Consider the following 18,800-nt stretch of genomic DNA (forward strand, 5'->3'; position numbering starts at 1 on the left):
CTAAAAAGATCAGTCGCGGTAGTAACGGTACTCTTTGCGCTCGGTGCTGCTGCCACCGAGCAGCTTGGCCAGCAGGAAGCCGACACCGGCCGCGACCAGCAGGGCGGTGCCTGGATTGGTCTTGACGTATTCGGTGCTCTTTTCCGAATAGTTATGATAGGTCTCGCCCAGCTGGCCTTTGCGCTGGCCCAGGCTATCGCCTGCGCCGCTGAGCATGCCGCTGAGGCGATCGACGCCTGCATGCGCGCTGCCGACCAGGCGCTCGACCAGTGGCTGTGCAGCCTCGGCGGCCTTGTCGATGGTCTGGTGCAGCTTCTCTGGCGACACCGATGCCGACACGCTGGCCATGGCGCCCTTGATGCCGCCAGTGCTTGCCTTATCTGTCGATTCGGACTGGAAGCTTGCGCCACCCATGCTGCTACCGGTGCTGCCGGTGCTGCTGCCGCTCGAACCGAGCGCGCTATTGGTGCTGTTGCTGCCGCTCAGGCTGCCGCTGCTGCCGGCTGCGCTCGACGGCGACGAACCGCTCTGCAGGCTGGAGCCGGTGCTCGATGGGCTCGACGGAGTCGATGCCGAGCCGCTCAGGCTGCCGCTACCCATGTTGCCCGACGTGTGCGAGCCGCTTTGCTGGCTGCCTGGATTGCTGGTGCTGCTGGTGCTGCTGGTGGCAGGCTTGTTATTGCCGAGGCCGTTGCCCGACGAGCTGCTCTGGCTGCTGCCCGATGCAATGCTGCTGCCCTGGCTCGAACCAGGCGTCTGATTCTTACCAATGCTCGCGCCTGCGTTATCGCGGCTTGCGTCGCTGCCTTTTCCCTCGGTAGATTTCTGATTATCCATGATGTATCCCTCGTTAAAATGTAGACCAACGCGAAGTAGACCGAAACTCGACTATCACCACATTCTTCCTTGATTCCGCCGAAAACAGAACGAAGGGACGAGACTGGCGTGCGCTGTATCAATCGGCACCTTGCTCTCACGCTATAGACCAAGATCTAACACAAGTGATCTGAAGCGAGCGCAAAAGTTCCAAGTCTAGCGCCGACAGCTTCGTCGTCGCTCGTGGGCGGTCGCTTGTGGCGGTCCGGAAATGCGCGCAGTATTGCTGCGACACGATACAAAAAATACAATGGATCAGGTCCAGCGACCGTGCGGTAACGAACAGAGTCGGCCGATCGGCGTGGAAGAACCGAATCGCCTGTGGGCAGCGTCATCAGCTCAGCTGCGCCATTTCCATAGAAAAACGCCAGCTTCACCAGCCCTGCCAGCAGCACTGCACTCAGGGCATTTGTCTATATTGGAGGACGGCCGGCGCGGGGGCAGCACCAAGCAAAAAAAGGGTTACATGCCGAAGCCTGCAACCCTTTGATCTTGCTACTTATTCTTGGTGCCGCTGACCGGAATCGAACTGGTGACCTTCGCATTACGAATGCGCTGCTCTACCGACTGAGCTACAGCGGCTCTACGTGGGCGAACCCGACGAAGAGCCGTATTCTAGCAAACAACCCCGCGAACGTGCTAGTCCGACTCGGCAATTCGCACCAGAATTGCCACAAAGTCATTTAGTCGGCATGGTAGCGGGTGATCAGCTCGACTTCCGCCTTCGAGCCCAGGAACACCGGCACGCGCTGGTGCAGCTTGCTTGGCGGGATGTCCATGATGCGGGTGCGGCCATCGGTAGCGGCGCCGCCGGCCTGTTCGACGATCATCGCCATCGGGTTGGCTTCGTACATCAGGCGCAGCTTGCCGGGCGAGGCCGGGTCGCGCAGGTCGGCCGGGTACATGAAGACGCCGCCGCGGCTGAGGATGCGGTGCACGTCGGCCACCATCGAGGCGATCCAGCGCATGTTGAAATCCTTGCCGCGCGGGCCGGTGCTGCCTGCCAGCATCTCGTCGACGTAGCGCTGCACCGGCGGGTGCCAGTGGCGCTTGTTGGACATGTTGATCGCGAACTCCTTTGTGGTTTCCGGGATCTGCATGTCGCTCTGGGTCAGCACCCACGAACCCATCTCGCGGTCGAGCGTGAAGCAGTGCACGCCGTTGCCGGTGGTGAGCACCAGCATGGTCTGCGGGCCGTAGACGGCGTAGCCGGCCGCGACCTGCTCGGTGCCCGCCTGCAGGAAGTCCTGCTCGGTCGGTTCACGCATGCCTTCCGGCGCCTTGAGCACCGAGAAGATGGTGCCGATCGAGACATTGACGTCGATGTTGGACGAGCCGTCGAGCGGATCGAACAGCAGCAAAAACTCGCCCTTCGGATAGCGGCTCGGGATCTGGCGGATGGTTTCCATTTCTTCGGAAGCCATGGCCGCCAGGTGACCGCCCCACTCGTTTGCCTCGAGCAGGATCTCGTTCGAGATCACGTCGAGCTTTTTCTGCACTTCGCCCTGGATATTCTCGGTGTCGGCGCTGCCCAGCACCTCGCCGAGTGCGCCCTTGCTGACCGAATAGCTGATGCGCTTGCAGGCGCGGGCCACGACCTCGATCAGCAGGCGCAGCTCGGCGTTGATGGTCTGGCGGTGGCGCTGTTCTTCGACCAGGTATTGGGTAAGACTGACGCGTTTCATGGACTTCCTTTGGTGTGGTGTTGAATCGGTTTTATGGCCTGCAGTGTTTGTCGGGCACCTGGCCGGTGTCGGGTCATCGTCAGTTGGCAAGCGCCTTGGTGACCACCTCGCGAACGTCGTTCGACAGGCGCTGTTGCCCTGCCACCTGCTGCAGCGCGGTCTTCATGTGCGCCTGCAGGCTCGGGGTGTACCGGCGCCAGCGGTCCAGCGCCCGGGCCAGGCGGGCGGCTACCTGCGGGTTCAGGCCGTCGAGCAGGATCACGTGCTCGACCCAGAACAGGTAGCCGCTGCCGTTCGGCGCGTGGAACTGCACCGCGTTGTTCATGCAGTAGTTGGCGACCAGGCTGCGGGCGCGGTTCGGGTTGCGCAGATTAAAGGCCGGATGGCGCATCAGTTCGCGCACCTTGGCAATGTCGGTGGTCGGGGCCGTGGCCTGCATGGCGAACCATTTGTCCACCACCAGCGCCTCGTCCTGGAATTCGTCGTAGAAGCGCGCCAGCTCGCTGTCGGCTTGCGGCGCACGCGCATGGATCAAGGTGCCGAGCGCGGCGGCGCGGTCGGTCATGTTGTCGGCCTCACGGCACTGGCGCGCCGCCAGTGCGATGCTCTGCGCGTCGGGCGCGGCGTTCAGGTAGGACAGGGCCAGGTTCTTGAGCGCGCGCTTGCCGCTCGAGGCAGCGTCCGGGCTGTATGGGCCCGGCGTCAGGTTGGCGTCGTACTGGGCCATCAGCTCGGTGCGCAGGGCGGCGCCGATCGTGGCGCGCATGAACTGGCGCGCCACATGCACGGACAGCGGATCGACTTCGGGCAGCTGTTCGGCAATCATGGTTTCCGATGGCAGCAGCAGCGCCTGTTCGCGAAACGCCGGGTCGAGCGACTCATCGACCAGCATCTTGCGCATCGCCTCGATGAAGGTGTCGTCGATGGCGAGCGTAGCGTCGGCCGCGGTGTCGCCGGTGAGCTTGAGCAGGCGGCCCATCGCCAGGCGCTGGCCGGCTTCCCAGCGGTTGACCGGGTCGCTGTCGTGCATGAACAGGTGCAGCAGGTCGGCATCAAGATAGCTGCCCTGCAGGATCACCGGCGCCGAGAAGTCGCGCAGCACCGACGGCACTGGTTGCTCGGACACGCCGCTGAAGACGAAGGTGTGCTGCTCTTTGAGCAGCTCGAGTACGGCGGTGCTGCCCATGTCCTTGCCGTCGACGGTGAGCGGCATGTCGCGCCCTGCGCGGTCGAGCAGGCCGACCGCCACCGGAATGTGGAAGGGCAGCTTGTCTGGCTGGCCGGGCGTGGCCGGGCAGCTCTGGAACAGAGTTAATTCGTAGGTCTGCGCTGGCGCATCGTAGCGTGCCTCGAAGCGTAACTGCGGGGTACCGGCCTGGCTGTACCAGCGCTCGAACTGGGTAAAGTCGCGCCCGCCGGCATCGGCCATCGCCTGGCGGAAGTCGTCGCAGGTGACGGCTTGCTCGTCGTGGCGTGCGAAATACAGGTCCATGCCTTTGCGAAAGCCTTCGCGACCAAGCAAGGTCTGGTACATGCGCACCACTTCGGCGCCTTTTTCGTAGACCGTAACGGTATAAAAGTTATTAATCTCGACAAATGAATCCGGACGTACCGGGTGCGCCATGGGCCCCGCGTCTTCTGGAAACTGGGCCTGGCGCAGCGTGCGCACATGGTCGATGCGGGTCACCGCGCGGCCGCTGTCGGTACCGATCATGTCGGCTGTAAATTCCTGGTCGCGAAACACCGTCAGGCCCTCTTTGAGCGAGAGCTGGAACCAGTCGCGGCAGGTCACGCGGTTGCCGGTCCAGTTATGGAAGTATTCATGCGCCACCACCGCCTCGATGCCCTGGAAATCGATGTCGGTCGCTACCCGCGGGTTGGCCAGCACGAACTTGGTATTGAAGATGTTCAGGCCCTTGTTTTCCATCGCGCCCATATTGAAGTCGCTGGTGGCGACGATCATGAAGCGGTCCAGGTCGAGCTCCAGGCCATAACGCTCTTCGTCCCAGCGGATGCTGTGCTTGAGCGACTGCATGGCGTAATCGGTCTTGTCGAGGTTGCCATCTTCGACCCAGACCTGCAGCAGAGCATCGCGGCCATCGGCGAGTCGGAAGGTTTCTTCTTGGCATACCAACTGGGCGGCGACCAGGGCGAACAGGTAGGACGGTTTCTTGAACGGGTCTTGCCATTTGGCGTAGTGGCGGCCGTCGCCAAGCTCGCCCTCTTCCAGCAAGTTGCCGTTGGACAGCAGCACTGGATAACGTTCTTTGTCTGCACGCAACATCACCGTGTACGTTGCCATCACGTCCGGGCGATCTGGAAAATACGTGATGCGGCGAAAGCCCTCGGCCTCGCACTGGGTAAAGAAATTTCCGTTCGACGTGTACAGGCCGCTCAAGGTGGTGTTTTGCTCGGGCACGCACACGGTTTCGACTTCCAGCGTCACCCGTTCCGGGGTGTTCGGAATGGTGAGCAAGGTGCCGTTGATGGCGTAGTCGCCCTCGCCTAGCAACCGGCCGTTCAGGCGCAGCGCCACCAGTTCGATGTCTTCGCCGTAGAGCTCGATCTCGCGCTGGGCGCTGTCGGGATTGCGCCGCAGGCTCATTCGATTGGCGACGATGGTGCGCGCGGGATCGAGGTCGAAGCCGAGTTCCACGGTGTCCACCAGGTAGCTTGGCGGCGTGTAGTCACTCCGGTAAATCGTCTGGGGCGTATCGGTGCGCATAGGGAGGGTCCGCTAAAAGGCAGGTTGAAATGCGTGGCTGAGGTGCTTATTTTACCAACAAGACTTTGCGGCGTTCGCACCGTTTTCCGGCCCGGGCCGCATGTATCGAAATGTACGCGGGGTAACGGCTGGTAAATTATTCTGCAAGAATATGGACGGCGTCCTAGGATAGACGCTCGCAAAAGTCCGTATTGACCAGGGAGACCCCATGAAACGCCTGATGAGCGCCGCCGTGGCGGCCAGCGCGCTGCTGCTGACCGGCTGCGCCACCACGATCCGTAGCGATGTCACCACGTTCCACCAGTGGCCGGCGCAGATCGACGACAAGAGTTATGTATTCGAAGCGCCGAGCATGCACGACGATACGCTCGAATGGCGTGCCTACCAGGATCTGGTACGCGGCCAGCTGGCACGCCTGGGTTTCCGCGACGCTGACCAGGGCCGGCCGGCGCTGACGGTGTCGATGCGGTTTTCCACGACCGAGGTCCCGGTGCGCGTGATCGAACCCCTGCTGTTGCCGCTGCATCAGCCCATGGTGCATCCGCTGCGCTATTCTTACCGCGGCCGCTACCGGGGCGTGCATCATCCCTACTGGGGCAGCTGGTACAGCCCCTTCAACGATCCGTTCTGGACTCCGGCCTATCAGGTCTCGATCGAGCACCAGTACCGCCGCGAGCTGCAGGTCGGGATCAAGTCCGCGCGCGACGGCAAGCGCCTGTTCGATGTCACCGTGCACAACATGAGCCGCCAGATGTCGACCCCGGCGCTGATGCCGGCGCTGGTGCAAAGCGCCTTTGCTGGCTTCCCGGGACCGTCGGGGGTGGCAAGGCGGGTGGAACTCACGCAGCAGGACGGTTGACCCGTAATGGGGCGGCAAGGCCCCTTTGCCTTGCGCGCGGCGCTGTACCCGTTAGCTATGGATGAGCATTGAACCGCTGAGCTGAACTGCTTAGCCGAACTGCTGAGCTGAACTGCTGAACTATTTCGCGGTCATGGCCGGGCGTTCGTGCCCGGCATCCCCCATGGCAGCAGCACCGACGAACCCGTAGTACGGCGCCCCTCCAGGGCGCGGTGCGCCTCGGCGGCATCGGACAGCGCAAAGCGCTGGTTGATCTCGATCTTGACCTTGCCGCTCTCGACCATCCCGAACAGGTCGGCCGCCATCGCTTCGAGCTCGGCGCGCCCGGACGCATAGGCAAACAGGGTCGGGCGCGTGATGTACAGCGAACCGCGCGTGGCCAGTTCGCTCAGCGCGAATGGCGGCACCGCGCCAGAAGCATTGCCAAAGCTGACCATCAGCCCGCGCGGCTGCAGGCAGTCGAGCGAACGGGTGAAGGTGTCGTTGCCCACCGAGTCGTACACCACCGGCAGCCTGGCGCCCTGGGTAATTTCCAGCACGCGCTGCACCACGTCTTGCGTGTTGTAGTTGATGACGTGGGCGGCGCCATGCGCCTTTGCCAGCGCCGCCTTGTCGTCCGAGCCGACGGTGCCGATCAGCTCGACGCCGAGCGCGCGCGCCCACTGGCAGGCAATCAGTCCGACGCCGCCGGCCGCTGCATGGAACAAGATGGTCTGGCCCGGCTGCACCTTGTACGTGCTGTTAAACAGATACTGGACCGTGAGCCCCTGCAGCATCATGGCGGCGCCCGACTCGAACGAGATCGTGTCGGGCAGGCGCACCAGCACCTGCGCCGGCATCACGCGCGCCTGGCTGTAGGCGCCGAGCGGGCCGCCCGCGTACACCACGCGGTCGCCCGGCGACACATGAAGCACGCCCTCGCCCACCGCCTCGACCACGCCCGCGGCCTCTTGGCCCAAGCCGTTGGGCAGGGCCAGCGGATACAGCCCACTGCGGTGATAGGTGTCGATGTAATTCAGGCCGATCGCATGATGGCGCACGCGTGCCTCGCCCGGACCCGGCTCGCCGGCCTCGACGTCGACATACTCCAGCACCTCGGGCCCGCCGGTGGCGGCGAAGCGGATCGCTTTGACCATCATGGCGTCCTGCCTTGGGTGCGCGCCGTGGCGGCCATCAGCTGCGACAGCACCAGGCGCGCGGTCGAGACGTTGGTCGCGCACGGAATATTGTGCACGTCGCAGGCGCGCACCAGCGCGTTGATGTCGGGCTCGTGCGGCTGCGGCGTCATGGGGTCGCGCAAAAAAATCACGCAGTCGATGTCGCCCTCGACCAGCATGGCGCCGATCTGCAGGTCGCCGCCGACCGGCCCCGAATGCTTGCGCTCGACCGCCAGTCCCAGTTCGTTGATCAGGCGCCCGCCGGTGGTGCCGGTGGCCGCCAGCGTGCAGTCCTTGAGAAAGTCAAGGTAGTCGGCAGCGAGCGTGATCATGTCGTCCTTCTTCTTGTCGTGCGCGATGAGCGCAAGGCGTGGCTTCACCAATGGTTTCTCCAGGAGTAGGTTGCAGAAGTTAATTATCGTCCGAACGGGCGCACGAACACGGCAAGTTCGCACAGAATACTCCATCGGCCGGCGACCACCAGCATCTTCGACAGCGCCACGGCGGCGCACGCTTCATTCGAGAACAGCACCCTGCATGCGATCAAAGTAACGGTATCGATGAGACAAGGCCAACGGGGTTCAGCGTCTCCTGCCTCTCCCACCGGCCTGGCCACTTGTGGTGCAGAAGCAGCAGCTTGGGCAGCGCAGCTTTGCCCGGCCCGACATTACACCCGCGATCTGCCTGCGTTGCTCGAAGCGGGCTGGTGTTGATGCGAGAACGGCCGCGGCGGCGTGCGGTCGAACACGACACGTCAACCACAACGGGGAGATATCGCATGACAACCTGGACCGCGCACCAACGAGCAATCCGGCCGCTTGCACCCACCAGGGCCCCGGACAACCAGGCACAGCGCACCAGCCGGGGCGCCACGCGGGCAGCGCGCCGCCCCAGGCCCGGTGGAGGGGCGCGATGAGCCTGTTCGTTGTCGACGCGCACCCTGGTGCGCGCACCGCGCTGATGCTTGCATGGCTGGCGCTGCTGGCCGGCGCCTGCTGGGCATGGTTCGCGTTCCAGGGCATGCATCCGCCCCTGGGCGGCGCCCTGCGCGATTTCGCCGGACCGGCACCGGCGCCGCTGCATGCCGGCCAGCTGGTGCTGGTCTTCGTCATCTGGACCGGCCTGAGCGTCGGGCTCATGTTGCCGGCCGCCGCCGGCGCCGTGTTCGTGTATGCCCGCATCGCCAGGGACTGCGAGGCAACCCGCTGGCCGCGCCTTGCCACTGCCCAGTATGTGCTCGGCTGCCTGCTGGCCTGGTGCGGCTACGCCGCCTTGGTCACGCTCATCCACTGGACCTTGCACGATGCCGGCATGCTCGACGCTACCCTGGGGCTGCGCCATCCGGCCTTGGCCGGGCTGGCCATGGTCGCCGCCGGTCTCTACCAGTGGACGCCGGCCAAGCACGACTGCCTGGAAGCCTGCCGCGCGCCGCCCCCGGATGTGGTCGCGCAACAGCGTACCGGCAGGCTGGGGCCGCTGTGGCAGGGCGCGGAGCACGGACGCATCTGCCTGGGCTGCTGCTGGCTGTTGCTGCTGCTGCCGCTCGCAGACGGTCCGGGCGACCCGGGCGTGGTCGCTGCGGTGGGCCTGCTGCTGCTGTTCGAGTTGCGCCTGCGCGCAGGCACGCTGGCCGGCTGGCTGGCCGGACTGGTGCTGGTGGCCTGGGGCACCTGGCGCATGTTCCCTTGATTAGCTCATGTTTCGCTGGTATTTCCCGGGTGTTGTAAGCCGTCCCACCGGCGGTTTTGCACGAGGCGCCATGCTAGAATGTCGGCCACTCTCGCACACCATCTGGGGAATTCTCGACATGGCTGGACACAGCAAATGGGCCAACATCAAGCACAAGAAGGCCGCCACCGACGCCAAGCGCGGCAAGATCTGGACGCGCCTGATCAAAGAGATCACCGTGGCCGCACGCATGGGCGGCAGCGATATCGCGGCCAATCCGCGCCTGCGCCTGGCGGTCGAGAAGGCCGCCGACGCGAACATGCCGAAAGATAACGTCAGCCGCGCGATCCAGCGCGGCTCGGGCGAACTCGACGGCGTGAACTACGAAGAAGTCCGCTACGAAGGCTATGGCATCGGCGGCGCGGCGATCATCGTCGACTGCATGACCGACAACCGCGTGCGCACCGTGGCCGAAGTCCGCCATGCCTTCAGCAAATTTGGCGGCAACATGGGCACCGAAGGCTCGGTGGCCTTCATGTTCCAGCACACCGGACAGTTCCTGTTCGCGCCGGGCGTGGACGAAGACAAACTGATGGAGTCCGCTCTCGAAGCCGGCGCCGACGACGTACTGCAAGACGACGAAGGCGGCTTCGAAGTGCTGTGCGATCCGTTCGCGTTCTCCGGCGTGAAGCAGGCGCTGGAAGCGGCCGGATTCAAGGCCGAAGTAGCGGAAGTCATCATGAAGCCGGCGACCGAGACCGTCTTTACCGGCGACGACGCCCTCAAGATGCAAAAACTCCTCGACGCGCTGGAGAACCTGGACGACGTCCAGGAAGTCTTCACCAATGCCGTCATTGAAGAATAAGCAGCACTCTACGTTAGAAGAATCGCTCGTATGAAAATCCTCGTAGTCGGCTCTGGCGGCCGTGAACATGCCCTGTCCTGGAAACTGGCCCAATCCGAACGCGTCCAGGCCGTCTTCATTGCGCCGGGCAACGGCGGCACCGCGCTCGACCCGCGCCTGGTGCATGTCGACATCGTCGAACCGGCGGCGCTGGCCGACTTCGTGGTGGCCGAAGGCATCGCCCTGACCCTGGTGGGTCCGGAAGCGCCGCTGGCGGCCGGTATCGTCAACCTGTTCCGCGCGCGCGGCCTGAAGATCTTCGGGCCGACGCGCGAAGCCGCGCAACTGGAAAGCTCGAAGGATTTCGCCAAGGCCTTCATGCAGCGCCACGGCATCCCGACCGCCCGGTACCAGAGCTTTTCAAGCGCCGCCGACGCGCATGCCTATATCGATGCCAACGGCGCCCCGATCGTGGTCAAGGCCGACGGCCTGGCCGCCGGCAAGGGCGTGGTGGTGGCAATGTCACTTGCTGAAGCCCATGGTGCGGTCGACCACATGCTGTCCGATAACGCCTTCGGCGACGCCGGCGCGCGCATCGTGATCGAGGAATTTTTAGCCGGTGAAGAAGCCAGCTTCATCGTCATGTGCGACGGCAAGAATGTGCTGGCGCTGGCCACCAGCCAGGACCACAAGCGCCTGCTCGACGGCGACGCCGGCCCCAACACCGGCGGCATGGGCGCCTATTCCCCGGCCCCGATCGTTACACCGTCGATGCACGCGCGCGTGATGCGCGAGATTATCAACCCGACCATCCAGGGCATGGCAAAGGACGGCATCGTCTTCACCGGCTTCCTGTACGCCGGCTTGATGATCGACGCCGAGGGCAACCCGCGCACGCTGGAATTCAACTGCCGCATGGGCGACCCGGAGACGCAGCCGATCATGGCGCGCCTCAAGAGCGACTTCCTGACGGTGCTCGACCATGCCTGCAACGGCACGCTCGATGCCGTCGAACTCGAATGGGACCGCCGTACCGCGGTCGGCGTCGTGATGGCCGCCGCCGGCTACCCGGACAATCCGCGCAAGGGCGACGTGATTGTCGGCATCCCGCCGGAGACACCAGAATGCGTGACCTTCCACGCCGGCACCTCGCTGGCTGGCGGCACGCTGCAAACCAGCGGCGGGCGCGTGCTGTGCGTCGTGGGCCTGGGCGACAGCGTCAAGATGGCGCAGAAGCAGGCCTACGAGACGGTGGAGAAGATCCATTTCAATGGCGCGCAGTACCGCCGCGACATCGGCTGGCGCGGAGTAAAGTAAGCGCGGCCGATGGCCGCGTGATGCGTCGACGGGGGCGCGCCAGCTGCAATCGCGCCCCGGGCGTGCCCGCTGCTACTGGCCCCCGACCCCACAATCATAGGGACATCCCGCGCAGGTGTACAATCTGCCCCTTCCCGTTCTTCGACACCACCCCGAACGCATGTCCACCCCCGATCCTATCGCCGTCAAGACCTGGCTGCTCGATCTCCAGTCGCGCATCGTGCAAGCCCTCGAACAGATCGATGGCAAGGCCTTCCTGCGCGACACCTGGGAGCGCCCGGAAGGCGGCGGGGGCATATCGCGCCTGGTCGAAGAAGGCAATGTGTTCGAGCGTGGCGGCGTGAATTTCTCGCACGTCACCGGCGCCAGCCTGCCGCCATCGGCGGCGGCGGCGCGCCCGGAACTGGCGGGACGCGCATGGGAAGCGATGGGCGTGTCGCTGGTGCTGCATCCGCGCAATCCCTATGCACCGACGGTGCACATGAACGTGCGCTTTTTCGAAGCGACCGCGCAAGGGCAAGAACCGGTCTGGTGGTTCGGCGGCGGCATGGACCTGACGCCGTATTATGGCAACGCGGACGACGCGCGCCACTTTCACCAGGTCTGCCACGATGCGGTGGCGCCGTATGGCGAAGGCCTGCACGCGCACTTCAAGACCTGGTGCGACCAGTACTTCTACCTGAAGCACCGCAAGGAGCCGCGCGGCGTGGGCGGCATCTTCTTCGACGACTTCAACGAGGCCGGTTTCGACGCCTCGTTCGCGCTGATGCAAAGCGTCGGCAACGGCTTTATGGACGCCTACCTGCCGATCCTGCAGGCCCGCAAGGCCACGCCATATGGCGAGCGCGAACGCGACTTCCAGGCCTATCGGCGCGGGCGCTATGTCGAGTTCAACCTGGTGTGGGACCGCGGCACCCTGTTTGGCCTGCAGTCGGGCGGGCGCACCGAAGCGATCCTGATGTCGATGCCGCCGATCGTGAAATGGCGCTACGACTGGCACCCGGAACCGGGCAGTGCCGAGGCTGCGCTGTACAGCGACTTTCTCGTGCACCGGGACTGGCTGGCGCCGTGACCGCATGCCTTGCCCTGCTGGGTGGCAGTTTCGATCCGGTACACCATGGCCATGTCGCCCTGGCGGCCCTGTTCGCCGAGCTGCTGCAGCCCGATGAACTGCGCATCTTGCCCGCCAGGCCGTGGCAGAAAACCGGCCTGCAGGCGAGCGACGCCCAGCGCATCGCCATGCTCGAACTGGCCTTTGGCGGCGCGCCATTGGCCGGCATGAAAAACCAGGTCACCGTCGATCTACGCGAGATCGAACGTGGCGGCGCAAGCTATACCGTCGACACCCTGCGCGAACTGCGCAAGGAAGTTGGCGACGCAGCCTCGATCGTGTTCCTGATGGGCGCCGACCAGCTGCAACAACTCGACACCTGGCGCGACTGGCATGAGTTGTTCGCGCTGTGCAACCTCGGCGTGGCGGCACGCCCGGGATATGAACTTGACCAGGACAAATTGCCGCCTGCAGTGGCACAAGAACTCTCGCAGCGACTGGCGACGCCCGCGCAAGTGCGCGCCGCCCGAAATGGCAAGGTATGCCTGGCCCGCTCCCTGGCGGTAGACATCTCCGCCACACAAGTGAGAAATGCCTTGCGTGCAAGCAGCGAGGCAGGCACCGATGCAAGCGCTTGCCTGATGCCGCAAGTGCTAGACTATATTCAACAACATAACTTATATAAAAGCTAATGGATATCAAGAAACTACAAACCCTCGTCGTCGACGCCCTTGAAGACGTCAAAGGACAGGACATCGTCGTGTTCGACACGATGCACCTCACCAGCCTGTTCGACCGCATTGCGGTCGTGTCGGGTACCTCGAACCGCCAGACCAAGGCGCTGGCCGCTTCGGTGCGCGACAAGGTCAAGGCCGGCGGCGGCGACGTCGTCGGCATGGAAGGTGAAGACACCGGCGAATGGGTGCTGGTCGACCTGGGCGACATGATCGTCCACATCATGCAACCGGCCATTCGCCAGTACTACCGCCTCGAAGAAATCTGGGGCGAGAAGCCGGTCAAGCTGGGCGCGGCCAAGCGCAAGTCGACCGCCGAAGCCGAAGCGGCCGAGCCGAAAGCCAAATCCAAGCACCTGGCCGCCACCCAGGAGCAGCCAGAAGTCAAGCCGATCCGCGAGCGCAAACCGGCCGCTGCCAAGCGTGCACCGGCCGCGACCAAGACGGGCGCCACGACCACCGCCGCGAAAAAGCCAGCCGCCAGAAAGCCAGCCGCCACGAAGGCCCCGGTCGGCAAGACCATCAAGGTCGCGCCAAGCAAGACCGAGATCGCCGCCGTCGAAGCGACCAAGGCCAAGCCACCGAAGCGCGTGACCAAGGCCGCCGCGGCACCGGCAGACGCCGCGCCAGAGAAAAAGGTGATCCGTCGCGTCAAGAAGGCTGAAGAGTAAGCCGCAATTCAGACCCCATGCAACTGATCATTGCTGCCGTCGGGCACAAGATGCCGGCCTGGATCGAATCCGGGTTCGGCGAGTACACCAAGCGCATGCCGCCAGAACTACGCATCGTGCTGAAAGAAATCAAGCCGGTCGAGCGCTCCGGCAGCAAGACTGCCGCCACCGCGATGGCGCTCGAGCGCGAGCGGATCGAGGCCGTGTTGCCCAAGAACGTGCGCATCATTGCACTCGATGAGCGCGGCAAGGACCTGACCAGCGTCGGCCTTTCGCGGATGCTGGAAAGTTGGCAGCAAGAAGGGCGCGATACGGCCTTCCTGATTGGCGGCGCCGACGGACTCGATCCAGAACTGAAAGCGCGCGCCGAAGGCCTGATTCGCATCTCGAGCATGACCCTGCCGCACGGAATCGTGCGGGTCATGCTGGCGGAACAGTTGTACCGTGCCTGGTCCATTACCCAGAACCATCCGTACCACCGCGTCTGACCGATGAAACTCACCGACAAGAAGATCTATCTCGCCTCCAAGAGCCCGCGCAGGCGCGAACTGCTGCGCCAGGTCGGCGTGGAATTCGAACTGCTGATGCTGCGCGCCGACCCGGCGCGCGGCGTCGACGTCAGCGAAGACGCCCTGCCGGCCGAAGACCCGTACGCCTACGTGGCGCGCGTCGCCAGGGAAAAAGGCGCGTTCGCATGGAATATGCTGCAGATGCGGCGCCAGCCGCTGCGCCCCGTCCTGACGGCCGACACCACCGTCACGCTCGACGGCGAGATCCTGGGCAAGCCGGCCGACAATGCCGAGGCAGTCGCCATGCTCGAACGGCTGTCCGGGCGGTCGCACGAGGTCATGACCTCGGTCGCCATCCACGCCGAGCGCGTGATCGACCAGATCACCCAGGTCTCGACGGTGCGCTTCGCGAAGCTCACCCCGGCCCAGATCAAGGCCTATTGCGCCACCACCGAACCCTATGACAAGGCCGGCGGCTACGGCATCCAGGGTCTGGCTGCGCTGTTCGTCGAGCATATCGAGGGCAGCCATTCCGGCATCATGGGGCTGCCCCTGTTCGAGACCGCGATCCTGCTGCGCAAGGCGGGCTATTCAGTGTAGGGGAGCGCCAGTCCACCGTGTATCATGGCACCCTGAACAATACGGCGTGACTGGTCCCATGAACGAAGACATCCTCATTAACATCACTCCGCAGGAGACGCGCGTCGCGTTGGTCCTGCAGGGCGCGGTGCAGGAACTGCACATCGAACGCACCCTGACGCGCGGGCTGGCGGGGAATGTCTACCTGGGCAAGGTCGTGCGCGTGCTGCCGGGCATGCAGTCGGCCTTCATCGACATCGGCCTGGAACGCGCGGCCTTTTTGCACGTGGCCGACATCTGGGAAGCGCGCAGCCACGACGGCGCCGCGACCACCCCGATACCGATTGAAAAAATGCTGTTCGACGGCCAGGTGCTGACCGTGCAGGTCATCAAGGACCCGATCGGCACCAAGGGCGCGCGCCTGTCGACCCAGATCTCGATTGCCGGCCGCATGCTGGTCTACCTGCCGCAAGACCAGCATATCGGCATCTCGCAAAAAATCGAGAAGGAAGCCGACCGCGACCAGCTGCGCACCCGCCTGCAGAACCTGCTGCCAAAAGAAGAAAAAGGCGGCTATATCGTGCGCACCCAGGCCGAGGACGCCTCGGACGTGGATATCGCGGCCGACGTCGACTACCTGCGCAAGACCTGGGGCTCGATCGTGCATGGCGCGCGTACCCGCCCGGCCACCTCCCTGCTCTACCAGGACCTGAACCTGGCGCAGCGCGTGCTGCGCGACTTCGTGCATGACGAAACCGCAGCCATCCAGATCGATTCGCGCGAGAACTTCAACATGCTGCACGAGTTCGCGCGAATCTACACGCCAAGCGTGCTGGCGCGCCTGACCCATTACACCGGCGAGCGTCCGCTGTTCGACCTGTACGGCGTCGAAGAAGAAATCCTGCGCGCGCTGGGTCGCCGCGTCGACCTGAAAAGCGGCGGCTACCTGATCGTCGACCAGACCGAAGCGATGACGACCATCGACGTCAACACCGGCGGCTTTGTCGGCGGGCGCAATTTCGCCGACACGATCTTCAAGACCAACCTGGAAGCGGCGCATGCGATCGCGCGCCAGCTGCGCCTGCGCAACCTGGGCGGCATCATCATTCTCGACTTCATCGACATGGACAACAACGAGCACCGCAACCAGGTGCTGGCCGAGTTGAAGAAGACCCTGGGACGCGACCGTACCAAGGTCTCGGTCAGCGGCTTCTCGGCGCTGGGACTGGTGGAGATGACGCGCAAGCGCACCCGCGAGTCGCTGGCCCATATCCTGTGCGAACCCTGCCCCGCCTGCAGCGGCAAGGGCCAGGTCAAGACGTCGCGCACCATCTGCTACGAGATCCTGCGCGAGCTGCTGCGCGAAGCCAAGCAGTTCAACCCGCGCGAATTCCGCATCGTCGCCTCGCAAGAGGTGATCGACCTGTTCCTGGAAGAAGAATCGCAGCACCTGGCGATGCTGGGCGACTTTATCGGCAAGCGCATTTCGCTACAGGTCGAAAAAGGCTACCACCAGGAGCAGTACGACGTGATTCTGATGTAAGACGCTGGCGGCGCCTACTGCAGCGAATCGAGAAACTGGTTCAGGCGCGTCGGAGCCACCGGCTTGGTGAAATGCTGGTCGAACCCGGCCTGGCGCGAACGCGCCAGGTCGTCTTCCGCGCCCCATCCCGACACGGCCACGATGGTGGCGCGGCCGGGATGATCCATTTTCCTGAGCCGATGGGCCACTTCGTAGCCCGACATTCCGGGCATGCCGATGTCGAGGAAGACCACGTCGGGATCGAAGTGCTCGGCCAGCTGCAAGGCTTGCTGCCCGTCGTAGGCAGTGCGAACCTGGTGGCCCTGCATCTCTAACAGCGCGGCCAGGGTGGTCGCGGCATCGACATTGTCGTCGGTGACCAGGATGCGCAAGGGCTTGGCTGCGCCGGCGCGAGTTGCAGGCAGCGCGCCGACCGGGCCGGCGCCCGCACCGGCCGCATCGAGCGGCAGCCTGACGCGGAAGGTGCTGCCCTTGCCGACGCCTTCGCTGCTGGCCGCGACCGTGCCATCGTGAAGGCCCACCAGCTGACGCACCAGCGCCAATCCGATACCGAGTCCCCCTTGCGCATGATGCATGTTGCGGCCGACCTGGCTGAACATCTCGAACACCGATTCGAGCGATTCGGCCGGAATGCCGATGCCGCTGTCGGTCACCGAAATGACCGCCTCGGCGCCCTGCGTTTCGACCGTCAAAGCAATCTTGCCGCCTGGCGGCGTGTACTTCGCGGCGTTGGTCAGCAGGTTGCCGATCACCTGGGCAATGCGGGTAGCGTCGGCGTGCACCGGCAGCGGCGCGTCGGGCAGCGTCATGCTGAACGTATGGCTGCCTTTCTCGATCAGGGGCAGGCTCGTCTCGACGGCATTGGAAACGATGGCCTTGAGGTCCACCGTTTCTTTCTTGATGTCGACTTTTCCATTGGTGACCCGGGCGATGTCGAGCAGGTCGTCGATCAGGTGCGACAACTGCTTGACCTGGCGCTCGATGATGCCGCGCACGTTCGTGAGCGTATCCGGGCTGTCCGAGCGCATGCGCATGATTTCCAGCCCGGTCAGGATCGGCGCCAGCGGATTGCGCAATTCGTGCGCCAGCACCGCCAGGAACTCGCTGAGGTTGCGGTGCGATCTGGCGACCTCGTCGAACAAGGCGCGCTGGTCGGCTTCGGCCAGGCGCAGCGCCGCTTCGGTACGCTTGAAGGCGTCGATATTGGTCACGATCGAGACCTGGCCCTTGGGCAGGTCGGTACCGTCCTTGAGCGGCACCGCGGCGATCTGGGTCCAGATCTGGCTGCCGTCTTGGGCTGAGTAGCGTGCTTCGATACCGGGCACCACCCGCTCGCCGCGCAGGGCGCGCGCGCCCGGAAAGTCCTGTGCCGAGTAAGGGCGGCCATCGTCATGGAAAGCGTGCCAGCGGCCAGGGCGCGTCTGGTCCAGGTCAGGCACCACGCCGCCGGGCAGATACTGGTGCATCGCGTGATTCGACAGCAGCAGCTTGCCTGCGTGGTCGACCACGGCGACGCCAACCGGCAGCGCCTCGAATACGGCAGAGAGCATTTCTCGCGTGTCGTGCAATGCCTGCTCGGTATGCTTGCGGTCGCTGATATCGAGGACATTGCCGACAAATCCAAGAAAATCGCCGCCGTCGGCAAAGCGCGGGCGCCCCATGTCGATGACCCAGCGGTAGCTGCCGTCCACATGCAAGATCCGGTGCTCGAGGCTGAATTCGGCCTTGCGCGCGTTCGCATCCTGGAAGGCCAGCGTCGCCGCGTTGCGGTCGTCCGGATGGATGGCCGCGGTCCAGCCGATGCCCAGGCCTTCTTGCTCGGTTTGTCCCGTGAATTCATACCATCCGCGCGACAGGAACGAGCAGGCGCCATCCGGCTCGGTCACCCACAGCATCGCCGGCGCGGCGTCGGCCAGGTCGAGAAAGAGCAATTCGCTGCGCTTGAGCGCGCGCTCGGCATGGTGGCGTTGCAAGACCACGGTTGCCTGGTTGGCGCCAACTTTCAGCAGCAGGCGGTCATTCTCCGACGGGAAACCAGGTCGCCGCGACGCGGCGACTATCGCGCCGATCTCGCCGGCAATTCCGAACCGGACAATGCTGGCACCAAAGGGCAATCCGCCGGCAGGATCGGCGATGCTGACTGGCGCATCCGGCCCTGCCGCTACGCTGGCAGAGAGCGCCCGCGCCGCGGCCAGCAACAGCGCCTCGGCGCCGGCCTGCTTGCTGCCGATGGCCTCGATCTCGCCGGGCTCGCCGCGGCCGAACAGACCGATATAGGCCAGGTCCAGGTCGAGGGTTTTCAGCAAGGCGGCGCACAAGCTCTCGATCATGCCGCCGGGAGCAAGATCGCCCCAGGTGGCCGGCAAGGTCGTCATGGCGACCAGGTCGCGCGCGGTTTGCCGTAGGCTGTCTGCTTCCGAGTCCTGCTTGCCTAGTGTCTCCATGCCGGTCGCGCGGGATCAAGCATTGCCAGCAGGCTGGCTGCCCTGCGTGGCCTTAGCGGTAAGTTGCGCCAGCATCGGTTGGGCGTGGGCGGCGGCCGGGGTGACTGGCTTGTGGGCAAATGACATGTCTATGAGCAG

16 protein-coding genes and 1 tRNA gene are annotated in these 18,800 nt (G+C 64.5%); 10 read left to right on the plus strand and 7 right to left on the minus strand.

Features of this window, described 5'->3' with window-relative positions:
• Positions 1-9 precede the first annotated feature (9 nt).
• From NRS07_RS16385 to pepN, 4 genes are all read right to left on the minus strand, one after another.
• Entirely contained in the window at positions 10-837 is an 828-nt protein-coding gene (locus NRS07_RS16385; RefSeq protein ID WP_259208827.1) for a YqjD family protein, read from the minus strand.
• Between the two features lie 545 nt (positions 838-1,382).
• A tRNA-Thr gene (locus NRS07_RS16390) sits at positions 1,383-1,458 on the minus strand.
• 101 nt (positions 1,459-1,559) lie between these two features.
• Positions 1,560-2,561 (minus strand): class 1 fructose-bisphosphatase, encoded by a 1,002-nt coding sequence (locus NRS07_RS16395; protein ID WP_259208829.1) that lies wholly within the window; start codon positions 2,559-2,561, stop codon positions 1,560-1,562.
• 79 nt (positions 2,562-2,640) lie between these two features.
• Entirely contained in the window at positions 2,641-5,286 is a 2,646-nt protein-coding gene (gene pepN, locus NRS07_RS16400) for an aminopeptidase N (RefSeq protein WP_259208830.1), read from the minus strand.
• 208 nt (positions 5,287-5,494) lie between these two features.
• On the opposite strand from pepN, the gene NRS07_RS16405 reads away from it, so the two are divergent.
• On the plus strand, positions 5,495-6,145 hold the full coding sequence (locus tag NRS07_RS16405; RefSeq protein WP_259208832.1) for a DUF4136 domain-containing protein: 651 nt from the start codon (positions 5,495-5,497) through the stop codon (positions 6,143-6,145).
• Positions 6,146-6,276: 131 nt separating this feature from the next.
• On the opposite strand, the gene NRS07_RS16410 is transcribed toward NRS07_RS16405, so the two are convergent.
• Both NRS07_RS16410 and NRS07_RS16415 read right to left on the minus strand, forming a co-directional pair.
• Entirely contained in the window at positions 6,277-7,281 is a 1,005-nt protein-coding gene (locus NRS07_RS16410; RefSeq protein WP_259213308.1) for a quinone oxidoreductase, read from the minus strand.
• Positions 7,281-7,682, minus strand: coding sequence for a methylglyoxal synthase (locus NRS07_RS16415; RefSeq protein WP_259208834.1), 402 nt, complete (start codon positions 7,680-7,682; stop codon positions 7,281-7,283). The genes NRS07_RS16410 and NRS07_RS16415 overlap by 1 nt, the downstream gene beginning before the upstream one ends.
• Before the next feature lie 532 nt (positions 7,683-8,214).
• On the opposite strand from NRS07_RS16415, the gene NRS07_RS16420 reads away from it, so the two are divergent.
• From NRS07_RS16420 to rng, 9 genes are all read left to right on the plus strand, one after another.
• Positions 8,215-8,991 (plus strand): DUF2182 domain-containing protein, encoded by a 777-nt coding sequence (locus tag NRS07_RS16420; RefSeq protein WP_259208836.1) that lies wholly within the window; start codon positions 8,215-8,217, stop codon positions 8,989-8,991.
• Positions 8,992-9,109: 118 nt separating this feature from the next.
• Positions 9,110-9,835 carry a YebC/PmpR family DNA-binding transcriptional regulator gene (locus tag NRS07_RS16425; protein WP_259213309.1) on the plus strand — a complete coding sequence of 242 codons (726 nt, stop codon included), beginning with the start codon at positions 9,110-9,112 and terminating at the stop codon, positions 9,833-9,835.
• Between the two features lie 30 nt (positions 9,836-9,865).
• The gene (gene purD / locus NRS07_RS16430) at positions 9,866-11,131 is read left to right on the plus strand and encodes a phosphoribosylamine--glycine ligase (RefSeq protein ID WP_259208838.1); all 1,266 of its coding nucleotides are present in this window, start codon (positions 9,866-9,868) and stop codon (positions 11,129-11,131) included.
• Between the two features lie 160 nt (positions 11,132-11,291).
• Positions 11,292-12,203 (plus strand): oxygen-dependent coproporphyrinogen oxidase, encoded by a 912-nt coding sequence (gene hemF / locus NRS07_RS16435; protein WP_259208839.1) that lies wholly within the window; start codon positions 11,292-11,294, stop codon positions 12,201-12,203.
• Complete coding sequence (locus NRS07_RS16440) at positions 12,200-12,874, plus strand: nicotinate-nucleotide adenylyltransferase (protein ID WP_259208841.1); 675 nt, start codon at positions 12,200-12,202, stop codon at positions 12,872-12,874. The genes hemF and NRS07_RS16440 overlap by 4 nt, the downstream gene beginning before the upstream one ends.
• Positions 12,874-13,587: a ribosome silencing factor gene (gene rsfS / locus NRS07_RS16445; RefSeq protein WP_259208843.1), complete on the plus strand. Its 714-nt coding sequence runs from the start codon at positions 12,874-12,876 to the stop codon at positions 13,585-13,587. Before NRS07_RS16440 ends, rsfS begins: the two co-directional genes overlap by 1 nt.
• Positions 13,588-13,604: 17 nt before the next feature.
• Positions 13,605-14,075, plus strand: coding sequence for a 23S rRNA (pseudouridine(1915)-N(3))-methyltransferase RlmH (rlmH, locus tag NRS07_RS16450; RefSeq protein WP_259208844.1), 471 nt, complete (start codon positions 13,605-13,607; stop codon positions 14,073-14,075).
• Positions 14,076-14,078: 3 nt separating this feature from the next.
• A complete protein-coding gene (locus NRS07_RS16455; RefSeq protein WP_259208846.1) occupies positions 14,079-14,696 on the plus strand; it encodes a nucleoside triphosphate pyrophosphatase in 618 nt (205 codons plus the stop codon).
• A 58-nt stretch (positions 14,697-14,754) separates the two neighbouring features.
• Positions 14,755-16,218, plus strand: coding sequence for a ribonuclease G (gene rng, locus NRS07_RS16460; protein ID WP_259208849.1), 1,464 nt, complete (start codon positions 14,755-14,757; stop codon positions 16,216-16,218).
• Positions 16,219-16,232: 14 nt separating this feature from the next.
• Here rng and NRS07_RS16465 read toward each other — a convergent pair whose 3' ends face one another.
• Positions 16,233-18,662: an ATP-binding protein gene (locus tag NRS07_RS16465; protein WP_259208851.1), complete on the minus strand. Its 2,430-nt coding sequence runs from the start codon at positions 18,660-18,662 to the stop codon at positions 16,233-16,235.
• Positions 18,663-18,800: the final 138 nt, after the last annotated feature.

This window comes from Massilia sp. H6 (genome assembly GCF_024802625.1).
Taxonomy (GTDB): Bacteria; Pseudomonadota; Gammaproteobacteria; order Burkholderiales; family Burkholderiaceae_D; genus Telluria.